The organism is Agrobacterium sp. FDAARGOS_525 (assembly GCF_003938925.1).
In the GTDB taxonomy this organism is placed as follows: Bacteria; Pseudomonadota; Alphaproteobacteria; order Rhizobiales; family Rhizobiaceae; genus Agrobacterium; species Agrobacterium pusense.
In genome coordinates, this window is record NZ_RKIU01000002.1 from 114,761 (window position 1) to 130,209 (window position 15,449).

Below are 15,449 nucleotides of genomic sequence, written 5' to 3' on the forward strand. Positions count from 1 at the left end.
CACTCTCAGGCCGCCTGCTTGCGCTCGACATAGGCGGCGATACGGCGGATGGTGTCGAGATTGTCCGGCACGATGTCGCTGTCGGCCACCGTTACCCCGTGCGTTTGCTCAAGGAAGGCGATGATCTCCAGCACGCCGGTGGAATCGACGATGCCGCTGTCAAGCAGGGATTCGTCATCGCCGGGCGCCTCGTCAGCGCTGCGAAAGAGGAAGTTGTCGGCAATAAAGCCGCGAATGGACGACAAGAGTACGGGATTCATCATTGACCTGCCATTTCCCTGAGCGGCGCTTCCTTCTCCCCGGAAGGATGCGGAAATTGTTCACGCCAAAGCTGTGTCGACAAGATGCCGGTCAGCGCCATAGCGTCGCGGGTGCCGGGCGACGATTGGGACTGGAGCTTGCGCACAAGCCTAGCCGTGGCAGCCGGATCGAAAAGTCCCTCACGCCGGATCGCCGCCTCCGAAAGCGCCTGCGGAACCGGGCCGGACGGCCGCAGCAGAGCCGCGTCCGGCGCGCGATAGGGCTGCTTCGGGCGATTTCGGATTTCGGGGGGCAGAAGATCGGCGGCGATATCGCGCAGGTTGTGCTTTTCGGTCAGCCCCTTCAGCTTGAGACGCGGCGGAATGCGGGCGGCGAAATCGACAAGACGCGGATCGAGGAACGGATAGCGCCCCTCGACGCCGTGCGCCATGCTCATCCGGTCGCCCTGGGAGGAAAGGATATAGCCCGGCAGCAGGCCGGTCATTTCCAGATATTGTGCCTGGTGCAGCGCGTGCCAGCGATGGAACGCTTCCGGCAGGCGGCTGCGCAGGTCGTCCAGCACATCGTAGCCCTTCAACGCATCGCCAAGCGCGCGGGAGAAGAACACCTTCGTTCCCGCCGCAAGGCGGAAACGCGGTTGGTGCGAATAGAGCGGATCGGCCATGTCGGACGTCGCCGAGAAAAAGGCCGAGAGATAGGCGGGCGACTGGCGGCTGAGGCGCGGCAGATAGGGATAGAGCCGCTGGAAGAGAAGCGGTCGTCGGCGCGATCCGGGCTGACGGTGCGCGAAGCGCCGGAGCTTGGCTTCCTTGAAGATGTCGTAGCCCGCAAAGACCTCGTCGGCCCCCTCACCGGTCAGCACGGCCTTCACACCGCTTTTTCGGACATGGGCGGCCAGCATGTAAAGCGGCACAGGCCCAGTGCGCGGCAGCGGCTGCTCAGCATGGCGGATCACCTCCGGCAGCAGGGCGGCGATCGCATCGAACGGGCAGCACAGCGCGCTGTGTTGCGTTCCGAGCGCCACCGCCATTGTTTGTTGGGCTGCACTCTCGTCAAAATCCGCCGCCTCGAAGGTGACGGAGAAGGTGCTCAACGGCTCCGGTGATTGCCTGGCCGCGAGCGCCGCTATCAGCGAGGAATCGAGGCCGCCGCTGAGATAGGCGCCGCAGGGCCGGTCGGCGCGCAGGCGGATGCGCACGGCGTCGGTCAGGAGCGCGGCGAGTTCGTCCTTTACCGCGGCTTCGTCGCAGGGCGCACGCGCCTCGTCGGCGTCCGGAAAGGAGGGCTGCCAATAGCGCGAGACGTGCGCCTCACGGCCCGCCTGCGCCAGCAGCACATGGCCGGGCGGTAGTTCGAGAATGTCCTTGAAGGACGTTCGGGGGGCGAGCGGAAACCAGAGGGTGAAAATCTGGTCGAGCGCCAACGGGTCCGGCTCCGGCACGATGCCCGGCACCGCGACCAGCGCCTTGATTTCCGAGCCGAAGAACAGGCCATTGCTACGTCTTGCATAATAGAGCGGACGCACGCCGATCCGGTCACGGGCTAGCATCAGCCGTTTTAGCCGCCGATCCCACAGCGCGAAAGCGAAGTCGCCGTTGAGATGCTGGACGCAATCAGCTCCATAAAGCTCGTAGAGATGCAGTATAACTTCCGTATCGGAATGGGTGCGAACACATCGTCCCCGCTGCATGAGGTCTTCGCGCAATTCGATGTGGTTGAATATTTCGCCGTTGAAAGAAATGACGGGACCGCCGTCGGGTAGGCTCATGGGCTGGGCGCCACCCGCTATATCGACGATGGAAAGCCGCGCATGGGCGAGGCCGAGGCCGGGTGCGGTGAACATCCCCGTCGCATCGGGGCCGCGATGCGCAAGCGTTGCGGCCATGCGGGAAAGCAGCGCAGACTCCGCCGGCGTCTCCAGCGAGTTCAGGTAGCCAGCAATTCCACACATTTCGATCTTCCTTCCAACGCTTCATGCACTGCCGGACTTTCAAAGTGCCGACTACAGATCGATTTCGTAACCATTACACCCAGGCCGTGAATCAGGAATTAAGACGCTTCTCAATGATCGTTGCCGGATGCGCCTTTCAGAGCGGGTCTCACAGCCAGAGGAGCAAGCGCATCAAGAAATCCAGAACGCCTAATTCGCATATTAGAAACTGTATTTATGCGACCGGGTGAAAGCGCGAAGGTTTAGACGTTTTGGAGGTGGGATGATGCAGCATGACGCTCCGCCTGACGGTTGGCCTTGGACTATGCGCGGCTCGGCTCAGTGTCGGGCTTTGCGTTATCTTCGCCCAACGGATCCCGCGCCGCGCCAGCGAACTCGCGTAGCCAGACTCTCGAACTGTCCTCCGCCAATCTACCCGAAAGCGTGTCTATCAGGAGTTCGACGTCCGCATTCAACTCTTCCGGCTCAATGACGCTTTTCCCGGCTTGCCGGAAGACGGCATCATTCAAAGCTTGAAGATCGCCCCCGAATGCTTCTCTCACTTCCTGGCGTTTGAGAATGGGCGAACCGGTTGTTTGGTCGGGGAAAGCACCTGCGGAAACGGATGAGCCATCCTGAGGATTGCGCCGTCTCTTCGGAGATCCCGTATAGATGTTCTGGCCAAGCTTTTCTTCATCGATATCGAGATCGATGTCGCTAGAAAGCTTGGCGTGCGCGTCTTTCACCTCGCCCCGCTTTGCTTTCCGGCCGACCGCGTCCTGCGCGGGCTTCCGTCCCGACGGCTGCTGCCCGTCGCCAAGGTCTTCTTCGGCGACACCTGCCGCCCGCGTCTCATCCAGGTCCAGCCGGCGACGCAATTCATCGAGGGAGGAGATATAAACGTGACGAACGCCTTCCTTGACGATGAAGCGCAGGTCCTGGGGCTTGCGGACACGCTCGATCGCAACAAGGTCGATATCAGCTCCTGGTTCGGCACCTGACCGATCGCCCGGCGAGGCCGCATCTGAAGAGGGCGGCGCGGTGGACTCGAAACGGTCACTGTCAGCGATCGTCCACTCAACGGGCTTGATACAGGGCTTCGGCACCATTTTGAACTTGCGCACCTTCGCAAACATCCGTTCGCCGCCCGCGTCCAGTTTCATGATCCGCATCACCGGCATGCCGGTGACCTGCAGGATCGCCTCTTCCGGCTTCATCATCATCAGCGTGTTGACCGGAAGAAGATCGACGGAGACCGGCACTTTCGAGATCGAGCGCTGACGGCGACCGTGGCGATGGGAGTAAGACGATTGCTCGACCCATTCCGTCGTCTTCCCGGCCGCCAACGAGACCGCCATCGCGTCGTCCTGGTTCTGGAAGTTCATGAAGACCTTGATCGTCGACGCCCCCATCAGGATCATCTGGCCCGATCGCTGGTACAATCGCTCCAACTGGGCGCCGTCCTGAAGAATGAAGACGAAACGCACACCGTTCTTTCGTATCAGTGGCGCGAGCGTCAGCACCGTGTCGATGCGGCCGCCATTGCCGAACTCGTCAAGCATCATCATGACTTCGTGCTCGCCATTGGGCAGCGGACCCATCTGGACCAGCTTGTCGGCCATTTGCTGGATGAACATCGAGATCAGGCGCTCGTAGATCTGAATGGCGTTCCAGTCGGCCTGGATGTAGATCACCATCTTGCGCCGACGAATACGGTCGATCGGGATGGTGGTGATCGACGTCAGTGCCTCGACCAGGGGATTTTGGAGGAAGTTCAGCTTCGCGACGATCTCCGCTGCGATCCCCTCGCCCAGCTTCTCATGGCGTCCGGCAAACTTGGTAAGCTGCATGCGGGTCTGGTCGGACAGGACTTTCTCGTAGTTCTCCAGCAGCTGGACAATCGCTGTGCGCTCGTCGGACATCGAGTTGAGGATACGATACAGTTCGCTGAGCGATTTGCGGGTGTCCGGGCATTCGAGAACAAAGCCAAGCATGGCGGTGAGCAGGATCCGGGCGCTTTCCTCCCAGAAGTCGGAGGAATCCGAGCGCAATCGTTCCGGCAGCAGCATCTGTGTCAGCTTCTGGAGATCGGTGATCCGCTGGTGCGGATCGGTGCTGATCAGGTCGAGCGGATTGTAACCGTCGGTGAATTTCGATCCCGGCGCCAGCAGGAAGGTCTCAAAGCCCTTGTCCCTCAGAAAACCGGAGGTTTGCTCGAACAGCTCACCGCTCATGTCGAGCACAACCTGCGATCCCTCAAAACTCATCATCGAGGGAATGACAAAGCCGCGTGATTTCCCCTGCCCCGGCGAGCCGATCAGCATCACATGCTGGTCGCCGTCATTGCGCAGAAGAAGCCCTTGCTTGAGCCCGAGCACGATCCCGTGCTTGTCGCGCAGGCGAAAGTCAGCCGCATCCTTGAGGGTGGCAAGGCGGGCCTTGCCCATGATCATCTGCTGACGCTTCTGGATTGCCGCACCGATCGGAAACCCCACCAGCGCGCAGGCGGCGGCAAGCCCCACGAGTGTAGCCTGGACCGTCTGCCGGGATGGCCGCTGGTAGCCACCGGCTGCATCGGTCGTCCCGAACGGCGCCTGATACATGGCGGCGAGATGGCTACCATAATAGCTGGCGATATCGGCATGTTCGCCAGCCTTCGAGGCGACGAGATAAAAGGCGAAGCCGTAGATGAAAGCACCAGCCCAGGCCGCGGCAAATATCAGCGCGGTCATCGCAATCAGGCTGAACATCGAACGGACATGCAGGAGATAAAGGATCTTGCGCGACAGCGCCCTTCCGCCCTTGAGCATCCAGATGCACATCAGAAAGAACAGGAAGGGTGATGCAAGCGCGAATGCCAGAAGCGACAAACCAACCGTGTTGCGCGTATGGATGATCGACCAGGTGTAGCGGGCGGCATCAGCGAACCGCGCGTGGCCCACATAGTCGAAATACGACAGTGAACCGAAAGAAACGACATAGGCGTCGTAGATCAAGGTGAAGAAGGCAAGCCATATGCAGACCACGCCAACCAGCGCGACAGGCAGGGTGAGAAAAGACAGTTTCTGGAGGCCCGTCCATTTCGGGCGATCAATCTCTCCGTCTGTGAATACGCTGGCCATGTTCATCAACCTCGTCGGCAAAATAGATCTCGCTGACACCGCGCCCGCCGGCGGCATCGCTCTTCTTCAACTGGACTACGATCGGGATGATCGAGCGGATGTAGCGGATGATATCGTCGCGCTCCATGCGGACATTGCTGTTGAGCACCAGCGTCGAGAGGCGGTTGAAGGCATGGTGCGGCGAGTTGGCGTGGATGGTTGACATCGAGCCAGGGTGACCGGTGTTGATGGCGTTCAGAAAATCGAAGGCCTCGTCGCCGCGCAGCTCGCCCATGAAGATGCGGTCGGGCCGGAGGCGAAGCGCCGTGGCAAGGAGGTCGCCCATCGTCACCCTCGCCTCCCCTTGTCCGCCCTTCGACACGAGCAACGAAACAACATTCTCCTGCAACGGCTCGAGCTCGGCCGTGTCCTGCATCAGGATGAAGCGCTCGTGGTTCGGGATGGCGGTGAGCATCGTGTTGAGAAAGGTCGTCTTCCCGGTGGATGTTCCGCCCGAGATCAGGATGCTCCGATGGTTGGCGGCGGCCAGTTCCAGGAATGCCCGCGCCTTCCCGATCCGCAACAATCGCGAGAGCTCGATATCGACATCATCGAGATAATCGTCACCGGTGACCTTGGTGAAGCGAAAGGCGCCCGCCTCCTCATAGTCGTTGAGGTCGAACCGTCGGATAAACTGCTTGCGGATCGAGAAGGCGTGACCGGTTGCCGAGGTCGGGCTCAAGACAAACTGGACGCGCTCGCCGCCCGTCAGTGTCGCCGACAGAAGCGGATTCTCCGCATTGATCGTCTGCTTTGTGAATGAGGCGGCACGAGCCGCCATGTGGCGGATGACATCCTGGTCCAGTCCCTCGATCTCATGGCGCACCATCCGGAGCTGCCCGATCTTCTCCAGCCAGACCTCGTTGCTGCGCTGGCAAGAGATTTCGACGACAGCGGGATCGTCGAGGAATGACCGGATCGGTTCCAGCGCCTCGGTCAGAAAGTGCTGTTCAGCTGAAATCTGGGGGCGTGCGTTCATTTGCCGTATCTCACCTTGCGCAGTCGCTCGAACTCTTGGCGGACCGGGTCGGGATAGAGGCCGGCAAAATCGAGATCACGCGTCACGAAGACGTTGATATCGGACCCTTGCGGAATATGGATGGTCGGACGGATGTTGCGGGAATCCTCAAATGCCGTTGCTGCCATTTGCTGGATGCCCGATGCGATGGTCTCGGCGGCAATCGCGCGGGCGCGATCTTGAGGCGTCTCGCCATTGTCCTGCGGAATGCGGGTGACGCTGCCGTTGTCGTTGACGATGGTGATGTAGCGATCTTGCCTCTGTCCAAGCTGCGCGATGTATTGTGTCGCGCCGCCGATCAGCGTCATCAGCGCCGGCGGTCCGAACCTCTCCCAGTTCTTGCGGTCGACGATGCCTGTCATGCCCGAGCGGCCGAGGCGATCGGTGCCATAGGAGCCAAGCTGCACGGAAACGCCGTCGCCGCGGATCATCCGCGTCCAGACAATCAGGATGCGCTCCTGCCCCCTTTGGACGCCGGACTTGCACTCGCCGATCAGCGAGGATCCGGCCGGAATGAGAATACGCCGACCGTCGAAGGAATAGACATCCTCGCGCACAATCCCTTTCACCATGCCGGCGAGATCGGAGTTGATGGCTGTTTCGAGCGTTCCGCGGATCATCGTGCCCTGCGGTATCCAGGCATCGATGCGACGGTTCTCGGTTGCGACCGACACCTCCACACCCTGTCCGCCCATCGCCTTCAAGAAGGCACGATCACCATCGACAGCAGCGCCGGCTTCTCCATTCACGGCCGTGGATGCACCCGGCGTGCCGTTTGCCCCGAACAGACCCGATCCCGATGTATCGGACGACGTCGCCGACGCGCCCCTGGTCTGGTCGGATTGATCGAAGACCATCGCGGATGAGCGGACGCGTTCAAGCAATTTGGCCTTCCGCTCCAGCTCGATACATTTCGGGTCGTCGGGATTTTTGCCCCGGGAGCAATCGATCTCGGCGGGCGGTGCGACAGGGGCCGCGGCCGGCACACGCGGCGCCGGTGGCGGCGGAGGTGGGGGTGGTGCTTCCGGAATTTCGACCGTGGGCAGCGGCGGCGGTGACGGCGCCCGGAACCCCTCGTTTCGCGGTGTCTGGACCGGCCGGAATTCCTCGCGAGGCGTCGTATCGATCGGCGGCTCCGCCTCCCCGCCAGCCAGAAGGAAATAAAGGACAGCGCCAACGCCCGCAATGCCCGCGACGACGGCAAACGGGCGCATGAGACCTATGCCACCGCGCCTCACCTCTCCACCGATGGAGGTATCGGTGTCGATCGAATGGTAATTGGGATCGGACATGGCGTGCCTCCTATCTTGACTGCGATTGCTGGTTGGATGTTCCGCTGCCAATTCGCTTCGGCGCGACCGCACCCTCGATCGGTGCGGGCACATCGGCAGGGGCGGTCCGGAGATTGAAGAGGCAGGTCTCGCTCTCGGTGCCAAACCGAAGCGTCCACTGCCGCGACACCTTGTCGATCACGATGTAATCGGCCTCGCGGCGGTAGTTCACGAGGCTTTCACGACGTTTGGCGTCAACAATGAAGATTGCCGGGATGTCGCCGGTGAATTTCATGAAGGTCTTCAATCCATCGTCGAAGACCCAGAGCGGTTTGGCTCCGTCGCTGCCCTTGAACCCGTAGTCGTAATTGACCTTGTCGCGGCGAATGTTCTTGATGTTGGGATTGCGCTGCGCATCCTGCGCCTGTTTCCAGAGTTCTGCCGTGCCTTTGAGACCCGCGTCTTCCGGATAGGTGAAGCGCAACTTGAAGGTCTGGTTCTGCATCGCCTTGGTGTCGTTGACACGCAGGTCGAAGGAGTAGGTTCGCTTCGTTGTGACCACCGACAGATTGGTGGCCGCGTCCTTCTCCATCGGTTTCAGGGTGAGTGAGCGCCGGTCGGCCGAGGTGAGGATCTGCCAGGAGACGGTATCGCCGGCGACAACCTGGGTTATGTCCTCGTCGGCTCCGAAGAGGATCGTTGTCACCAGCCCGTAGGTGCCCGTTACGAGGAAGACCTGCTCGGCCGAATAGGGAAGTGAGCGGATTCTGGGGTCGAGGCGACCCGGCCTGGCAACCAGTTCAGCATGTGCAGCCAGCGGCCCGAGCACTACCAGAAGGGAAATTGCTGCCATCCGCCTCATCATGGCGTGATCCCCGACGGCATGGTTTCGGGAACCCTCGCATATTCGGTCACGACAAAACCGAGAGGATTATAGAGACGGACCCGGTTGCTGGCGGGCAGGTTGATCTGCCGGTAGCGTATGGTCGCCGACCAGCGCGTGACGACCTCGCCGCCACGGCGACGTTCGCGTGTCTCGAAGCGAACGGCCATGGTCGAGGGATTGAGAGGATTGACCGAGAGGATTTCCGGACGAATTTCGCCGGTTGCACCGAGCGTCTTGACCGGCCCCCTCGGATTGGAGGGGTTCATCCAGGCCTCGTAGTCCTTGAAAGCCTGCGAGCCGGGTTCTGACCACAGCGCAATCATGTCGAAATTATCCGACAGATAGCGGGGATCGTAGGTTTCGCGGCGGATGACGTAGTTGCCGGCGAAGGCGGCGCGCACGGCCTGGTTTTCCGAAACCGTCGCACGGTCTTTATTGAGCGTGGTCACCGTCTCCATGTAACCTGTGTTCCGGTCGACGATCAGCGGAACGACCTCGGTGCGAACGAGCGGAAAGAGCTGCGCCACCGAAAACGACAACACGCCTGCAACAGCCCAGCCGGCCAGGGCAAACCCCAGCAGGATGATGCCGATCAGGGTGCGAAGCGAACGGTTCTTCTCACCCCAGGAAAGGTGCTGGTCGTAGATGTCCTGCGGCCCGGCAACCTGGTCGGTTGGTGCGGCTCGCAATTGCCTTCTGAACAATGCCACGTTCTATCCCCAAAATCATGATCGTCATGGATGTTTGCCAATTGTGTTGTCGGCAAATCCGGTTTCCGTATGCAAAACCCAGGCTTGACCAGCGCATATTTCGCCTCATTCGCCGTTCCGCCGGCGCATGGTCAGCATTCGGCCGAGCGCACCAGCGCCAGCCATTCCGCCGCGGCCGGCAAGCGCTGCGGCCGTCAATGCGCCTTTTGGCCCCGCCAGCATGCCAAGGGCCACTGCGGCAGCCTGCCCGCCTCTGGACGTGCTCGAACCGAGTCGCGCGCGCGCAGCGCCATATAACGTACTGGCGCCGCCTCCGCCGGGCGTACCCGACGTCATCGTGCCGTAGGCAAATGTTCGTGCAAAATCAGGAACCTGGAAAATGAAATAGGAGATCAGCGCCAGATAGAGCACCATCGCCAGCACGATCGCCAGTGCGTTTTCCTTGGTCGCCATGTCACCACTGATCGTGTCCATCATGCCGATCAGGAAGCCGAACGACAGTCCTGCCATGACATAGGTGAAGAGCAGCATGAACATCCCGTAGGCGATGCCCCTCACCCACGCATCGAAAACGAAGCGCGTCATGCCGAAGAAATAGGAAAGGATGGCGATCGGGCCGATGGCCAGCATGACGGCGGTGATCATCTTGGCGAACAGTGTCACGCCGGTCAGGATCAGCAACATCGGCAGGAGGCCGAAAACGAGAACGATGAACACCACCACCGCACCGGTGACGTTCGGCAGCCATCCGGACTCGTAGGAATTGAAGAGCTGCATGGCAAAGTCGTAGACCTTGCGGGACATGCTGGCGACCTGGCTCGCAAGATCGGAGCCGGCGGTTTCCCCGCCCATCGCCGAGGAAATGGCAGCACCTAGATCCTGGGGGGAGGTCAGAATGAACTGGCCGATGTTGTCGTAGAAAGTCGCCCAGGACATGATCAGGGCATAGGCAAACGCAAGCTTCGAGGCTGTGATCGCCATGTCCTGAAGAGATACGCTCGAAAGACCGAGTGCCCCCCAAAGGAAATAGAGAATGAGGAACAGTGCCAGGATCGATGAGACCAGATTGCTGTTCTCGGCGAACAGCCCCCATGCTTTCTCCAGCGACGCCTCGTTGATCTTGTCGAAGTATGCGAGTGCATCGCCATAAAAATTGACGGCGTAGCTGACCGGATCCATCATCCCCCCTGGAAGGAATTGACGGGTCGCATCGGACCGCAATCACTGCTGACGATTTCCGCGAGCGCCTGTTGCGGCGCCGTCGGTTTCTGCTGTGCCTCGTAGCCAAGCGCCGGCACTGGGTTCTCGTTGGCGGCGCATTTGGCCAGCTGTTCGTACTTGCCTGCGCATCCGGACAAGATAATAAGAGCGAGGATCGGCACAGGGAGAAATCTCACTGGTTCTGTTCCTCGAATGCCCGCAACTGGTCGCGAACCGAAGCTGCGTCTGCGCCGCCTCCGCCGTCGCGCATCACGCTGTCGGGAAGCGTTGCGAAGGTCTTGAGGTTCTGCGATGAGGTCGCGAGTGCCGCCTTATACTGCTGGTTCAGCAGCATCACCTGGTTATTCAGCGAGCCGACGGCCTCGTTGGCGGTCTGGTTACCCTGGAGCACCATCTGCGTGTTCTGTTCCAACGCGCCCTTCAGATCCTGCGCCGTGCCGATCTGCTCCGTCGCCTGCATGAAGGCGTTCTGCCGGTCCTTGGTGGCGCTGTTCATTGCATCGGTAAGGGCAGTCAGCGTCGTCAGCGCGTTGATCCCTTGCGAATAGGCCTTATTGGCGCCCGACAGCTCGCCGCCCTTGACGGTATCGACGACCATTTTCACCAGATTGAGCCCATTGATGAGCTTGGCGGCCGTGTTCTGGAATTCACCGCTGATGCCGCCGAACAACGCTTCATTGCCCGACAGGATGCTGTTGAAATCAGGCGCCTGGCCCATACTGAACCCATTGCCGGTCGCAAGCTTGGCAAATTGGCTCGCATCCTGTGACCGGTCGCCGGTGATCGCCTGAAGCGTCTTGATTGTGTTGTCCTTGACGATGGACGTGTCGCCCTGGATCTGCTTCGAAAGCTCTTTGATGCTCTCGCTTATCGCGATATTGGCCGCGTCCTTGACCGGGACCTGCGCAAAGGCGTGCGACAAAGTGGTGATGCTGAGCGCCGCGGCGATAATGATTTTTCTCATCTGCCTGTCCTCTCTCTCTTTCTGTTCAATTTGCCGTTGGCGTGGCGTCAACGACCGTCACGAGCCCAAGTGCGGGATCCTCCAACACCGAGAAGGTCGCGACATCGCCACTGGCGCGTGCCTGCTCCTGAAGGTCCTCGAGCCAACGCTGAATCTGATCTGTGGTGGCGGTCGTTGGCACCGCAAAGCATCGGGTGCTGCCGGTATCGATGATTGTCGAGGGGCACTGGACTTCAGCCATGACGGGGGAACCATCGTGGTCCCTGGCGTTGCCGCCTCCCGAGCCGCGCAAGGCCGCAGACGAAGACTGAAGCCCAGCCTGCAGACGCTGCAAATATTGCTGGTTTGCCGCTAGCGATTTTCCGAGCAGCTCGTTCCAGACTGAACCGCGTTCGACCTGCGCCTCAGTATTGCGGTCGACCGCCTTTTTCAGCTGCTCCCCGCATCCGCGCGCATCACTGACGGTTTCCGTTTCGACATCGTCGCCCGACGGGGTCCGGTCACCGTTCTCGGCCTTGTTCCGGCTGTAATAGGCTGAGACCTTTTTGACGTAATCCTGGGTTTCGGGAATATTGGGGATGCGGCCGTTCTGCAGCGACTGGCGATAAGGCCCTGCATTGTACCCGGCGGCGATTAGGTCGTAGCGATTGCCGAACATGCCCTGCAGTTGCTTGATGTATTTGACGCCACCGCGGATGTTGTCCCGCAGATCATAAGGGTTGACGCCGAGACCCGCCGCAGTCCCCGGCATGAGTTGCATGACGCCGGTCGCGCCAACCGGCGAGCGCGCCGATTGGCGGAAGCGTGATTCCTGCTCGGCGATCGCCAGCGCAAAATTGGGATCGACCCCTTGGCGGATCGCCTCGTCGACGACCATACGGGCGACTTCCTGCTGGCTATGCGTGCGCTTCGACGGGCTGGCAGGCATGGTCTCACCGGCCATGCCCTCGGCCGAGCAATCCGCCGGCGCACCGGATCCCTGCCCGGGCGCAACGCTGTCGGTCGTTCCGCCCGACGCGCCCTTCAAGGCTCGGGTATCCGCCTGATAGGTCTTGTACCAGTTCTCCGTCGCCTGCTGGATATTGCGACGAGCATTGTCGATTACCGGGACCTGCGCGAAGCTAGCTACCGGTGTAAACATGCTGGCCAGTACCACGGCACCGACGGTCGCCAGTTCAGGAAATCTTGCGTTGGTCATCGGACGCATCCCCCTCCCAGTCGCAGAATTTCGACAGCCAGTTCTTCGGATCGTTGCCATATTCGTCGAGCAGCATCTCGACCTCGCGCACGGTCTCCTCGCGGCCGGACAGCACCTTGATGAACTCCGGCATATGGGACATATCGACACGCGCGATCACGCTGCTCTTCGCCTGTTTGATCAGCATGAAGCGGGAGGCCGGGTCGCCATTCTTGACCCAATCGAATTCAGCCCTGGAAAGGCCGAAATGCTCCATGTAGGAATTCTCGTCAGCCTTCGGATTGGCGAAGAAGATATTGGTCGACGTCTGCTCGATGATCGTCCGGCTGACGCTCGACTGCACCACGTCGTCGGCCGACTGGGTGCCGAAGATAACGAGACCGTTCCGTTTCCGGATGGTCTTGAAGTAATCCTTCATGGTGCGCTTGAATTCGTCGTCGTCGAGCAGCTTCCAGGCTTCGTCCATGAGGTTGATGATCGGCGCCTTGCCGTCATAGACCTCATCAAGCCGATGGAACATGTAGAGGAGTGCTGCCGTACGCACGGGGGGATCGTCGAGGATCGACGTCATGTCGAAGCCGATCATCGGCCGGGAGATATCGAGATTGTCGTCGGCATTGTCAAAGAGCCAGGCATAGGGGCCGTGATCGACCCACTTGTCGAGCCGCGCGATCAGGCTTCCCTCGGTCCGCTCACTGCCCGCCAGAAGGGCGCGGAGTGATGACAGGCGGCGATAGGAGCGGTCCTTCGTCTTGAGGACCGACTTGATCGCGCTGCGGATGATGGTCTCTTCCTGTGGAGTCAGGCTTTCGCCTTCCTTCGCCGGCTTCAGCATGAAGCTTAAGAGACGATAGAGGAAAACGCGGTTCTCCTCGGTATCGTCGAGGAGCAGTGGGTTCCAACCGGAAGGCTCGCCGGGTTCGAGCGTCATATAGGTTCCGCCGGCCGCCCGCACCATGATGTCGAGACCGCGGTCCTTGTCGAAGACGATCGTTTTCAGCCGTGGGCTGACACGGTAGGCCTGAAGGATCAGGAAGGCCATGATGACGGTCTTGCCTGAGCCGGTCGGTCCGAACACCGTCGTGTGCCCGACATCGCCCTGGTGAAAGTTGAAGAAGAACGGCGTCCCTGACGTCGTCTCGAATATGGTGATCGCCGGACCCCAATGATTGCCGTCCGGCTTGCCATAGGGATAGGCGTGGAAGCTGCTCAGGCCCGCGCAATTGAGCGTCGAGATCACGGCGCGACGGGCAATATAGGCCTGATTGCCAGGAAGTTGCGCCCAATAGGCCGGCTCAGCGTTCAGATCCTCGCGGACATAGGAGGCACCCAACGCACCAAGTTCGTTGCCAATCAGGGCGACGCCATCGTCGAGTTGGGCCGCCGATCTCGCCACCGGCATGACGGTGAGATGATGCTCGGCGAAGGCAACGCGTTTCCTCGCCAGTTCATCGCGCGCAATATCGAGACTGGCTTGAACGCTGGAACCACCCTCGTCTGCCTTCGACAGCTGCCTGTCGAGGCGTTCGATCCTGCTTCTCGCGGCCATGTCGTCAATGAAAGACATGGATTGGGTGAGCACCATCTCAAATGGGAGTTTAAGGATATAGTCGAGCATCCCGGCGCCGGTCTCGGGCGGATATTCCTTCAAGGAAACCATCGCGGCATAGCGGTCATCGCCAGGCGTATCTCCCTGAAGATGAATGGTCCGGTTGCCGATCGATGTGCGACGCGCAGGCAGCATCGCGTCTATGGGAAGGTTGCCGAGGCGGATCGGTCGGACACGCCCGCCATTCAGCAGCGTGTAGAAGAACTCGCATTGTTCCGAAAACCAGATTTTTTGGGCCCCCTCCTCGACCTCCATGCTTTCGGAAAAGTCGCGATGGATCGTCTTGCCGTTGCCCAGGTCCACCTGGACACGCTGCATGTCGCGCAGAACTTTGGGACCATAGGCGGCGAGCGATTTTTCGAGCGCTTTCGTCGCCTCGACCAGTTTGTCTCGCATCGAGCGAAACTGCTCCTTGCGAACGATATCGCCGCCAATGCCCATGATGCGGGAAAGCGCGGATCCTTGTTTGAACAGTGGTCGCACGACGAGCGAGATGTAGGTGTCGTTCACGAACATCTCATTCCTCGAGATGCTTGCCTGATAGACATCATCGAGACGCTGGATGAAGGGGTCGGTGAATGTTGCCGGCAAGGACGGTGCTACCTTGCGCCTGACAACATGGGTATAGAGCGCAAAATTGCCGATCGAGGAAATGGCGCGGAAAGCCGAATTTCGCTGCCGCTGCAGCATGTTGATCGTCTCGATGTCGGCCGTTTCAAACGAGAATCCTGTGAGGCGCAGGGTCGACACCAGGCAATCGCTCTTCAGCCGGATAATGCCGTTTTCGATCGGAACGTAGAAGGGAACGTGGGTCGAGATACCGCGATCGGCGAAGATCTCCCAGCCCTTCGATAAACTTCCCTTCAGCGATCTAGCCATCGTGATCATCGGTCAGGCTCCGTAGGTCCGGATACCCCCGCCGAGTTTGCGGCCGAGGGGATTGACGCCGCACATGCTGAGGCGGCCGAGGATGTCGAAGAACCAGAGATCGAGTTTGACCGTCAGCACATAAAGAATGCCGTGCAGGATGACGAAGGAAACGGGAAACCACAGGATGGAGCCGAGCACCATGAATACCATCAGCGAGACGAAGCATTCCGCCAGGAAGTAGGTGTATGGGATCCCCATCACGGTCGGCGGTCGCGTGAGGGCAAGGATGACGGGATAGGATTCGATATAGTCGTCCCCGCCTGAATTCTTGTTGCCGGAGTTCGACATGA

Annotated in this window: 13 protein-coding genes; all 13 read right to left on the reverse strand. The window is 60.4% G+C overall.

Annotation, left to right across the window (positions count from 1 at the left end):
- Positions 1–5: 5 nt before the first annotated feature.
- Positions 6–263 (reverse strand): acyl carrier protein, encoded by a 258-nt coding sequence (locus tag EGT36_RS00700; protein WP_318282853.1) that lies wholly within the window; start codon positions 261–263, stop codon positions 6–8.
- Positions 260–2,212, reverse strand: coding sequence for an asparagine synthase (glutamine-hydrolyzing) (gene asnB / locus EGT36_RS00705; protein ID WP_036588713.1), 1,953 nt, complete (start codon positions 2,210–2,212; stop codon positions 260–262). Before asnB ends, EGT36_RS00700 begins: the two co-directional genes overlap by 4 nt.
- Before the next feature lie 302 nt (positions 2,213–2,514).
- Positions 2,515–5,313, reverse strand: coding sequence for a type IV secretory system conjugative DNA transfer family protein (locus tag EGT36_RS00710; protein ID WP_125269945.1), 2,799 nt, complete (start codon positions 5,311–5,313; stop codon positions 2,515–2,517).
- Positions 5,282–6,331, reverse strand: coding sequence for a P-type DNA transfer ATPase VirB11 (gene virB11, locus EGT36_RS00715; protein ID WP_036588717.1), 1,050 nt, complete (start codon positions 6,329–6,331; stop codon positions 5,282–5,284). Before virB11 ends, EGT36_RS00710 begins: the two co-directional genes overlap by 32 nt.
- Positions 6,328–7,662, reverse strand: a complete 1,335-nt coding sequence (virB10, locus tag EGT36_RS00720; RefSeq protein ID WP_125269946.1) for a type IV secretion system protein VirB10 — start codon at positions 7,660–7,662, stop codon at positions 6,328–6,330. The genes virB11 and virB10 overlap by 4 nt, the downstream gene beginning before the upstream one ends.
- A 10-nt stretch (positions 7,663–7,672) precedes the next feature.
- Positions 7,673–8,494, reverse strand: a complete 822-nt coding sequence (locus EGT36_RS00725) for a TrbG/VirB9 family P-type conjugative transfer protein (RefSeq protein WP_234797306.1) — start codon at positions 8,492–8,494, stop codon at positions 7,673–7,675.
- 8 nt (positions 8,495–8,502) lie between these two features.
- Complete coding sequence (locus EGT36_RS00730; protein WP_036588721.1) at positions 8,503–9,237, reverse strand: VirB8 family type IV secretion system protein; 735 nt, start codon at positions 9,235–9,237, stop codon at positions 8,503–8,505.
- Positions 9,238–9,342: 105 nt separating this feature from the next.
- Complete coding sequence (locus EGT36_RS00735; RefSeq protein WP_036588777.1) at positions 9,343–10,416, reverse strand: TrbL/VirB6 family protein; 1,074 nt, start codon at positions 10,414–10,416, stop codon at positions 9,343–9,345.
- Positions 10,416–10,634, reverse strand: coding sequence for a hypothetical protein (locus tag EGT36_RS00740; protein ID WP_036588724.1), 219 nt, complete (start codon positions 10,632–10,634; stop codon positions 10,416–10,418). Before EGT36_RS00740 ends, EGT36_RS00735 begins: the two co-directional genes overlap by 1 nt.
- Positions 10,631–11,422: a hypothetical protein gene (locus EGT36_RS00745; RefSeq protein ID WP_036588726.1), complete on the reverse strand. Its 792-nt coding sequence runs from the start codon at positions 11,420–11,422 to the stop codon at positions 10,631–10,633. The genes EGT36_RS00740 and EGT36_RS00745 overlap by 4 nt, the downstream gene beginning before the upstream one ends.
- Positions 11,423–11,447: 25 nt before the next feature.
- Positions 11,448–12,620, reverse strand: coding sequence for a lytic transglycosylase domain-containing protein (locus tag EGT36_RS00750; protein WP_036588781.1), 1,173 nt, complete (start codon positions 12,618–12,620; stop codon positions 11,448–11,450).
- The gene (locus tag EGT36_RS00755) at positions 12,598–15,117 is read right to left on the reverse strand and encodes a VirB4 family type IV secretion/conjugal transfer ATPase (protein ID WP_036588729.1); all 2,520 of its coding nucleotides are present in this window, start codon (positions 15,115–15,117) and stop codon (positions 12,598–12,600) included. Before EGT36_RS00755 ends, EGT36_RS00750 begins: the two co-directional genes overlap by 23 nt.
- 3 nt (positions 15,118–15,120) lie before the next feature.
- On the reverse strand, positions 15,121–15,447 hold the full coding sequence (locus EGT36_RS00760; RefSeq protein WP_036588732.1) for a VirB3 family type IV secretion system protein: 327 nt from the start codon (positions 15,445–15,447) through the stop codon (positions 15,121–15,123).
- Between the last annotated feature and the right edge of the window lie 2 nt (positions 15,448–15,449).

Excerpts from the sequence above, each read along its gene's own strand:
- EGT36_RS00700 (WP_318282853.1), bottom strand. The coding sequence starts at position 263 with ATGATGAATCCCGTACTCTTGTCGTCCATTCGCGGCTTTATTGCCGAC.
- asnB (WP_036588713.1), bottom strand. The coding sequence starts at position 2,212 with ATGTGTGGAATTGCTGGCTACCTGAACTCGCTGGAGACGCCGGCGGAG.
- EGT36_RS00710 (WP_125269945.1), bottom strand. The coding sequence starts at position 5,313 with ATGGCCAGCGTATTCACAGACGGAGAGATTGATCGCCCGAAATGGACG.
- virB11 (WP_036588717.1), bottom strand. The coding sequence starts at position 6,331 with ATGAACGCACGCCCCCAGATTTCAGCTGAACAGCACTTTCTGACCGAG.
- virB10 (WP_125269946.1), bottom strand. The coding sequence starts at position 7,662 with ATGTCCGATCCCAATTACCATTCGATCGACACCGATACCTCCATCGGT.
- EGT36_RS00725 (WP_234797306.1), bottom strand. The coding sequence starts at position 8,494 with ATGGCAGCAATTTCCCTTCTGGTAGTGCTCGGGCCGCTGGCTGCACAT.
- EGT36_RS00735 (WP_036588777.1), bottom strand. The coding sequence starts at position 10,416 with ATGGATCCGGTCAGCTACGCCGTCAATTTTTATGGCGATGCACTCGCA.
- EGT36_RS00745 (WP_036588726.1), bottom strand. The coding sequence starts at position 11,422 with ATGAGAAAAATCATTATCGCCGCGGCGCTCAGCATCACCACTTTGTCG.
- EGT36_RS00750 (WP_036588781.1), bottom strand. The coding sequence starts at position 12,620 with ATGACCAACGCAAGATTTCCTGAACTGGCGACCGTCGGTGCCGTGGTA.
- EGT36_RS00755 (WP_036588729.1), bottom strand. The coding sequence starts at position 15,117 with ATGATCACGATGGCTAGATCGCTGAAGGGAAGTTTATCGAAGGGCTGG.
- EGT36_RS00760 (WP_036588732.1), bottom strand. The coding sequence starts at position 15,447 with ATGTCGAACTCCGGCAACAAGAATTCAGGCGGGGACGACTATATCGAA.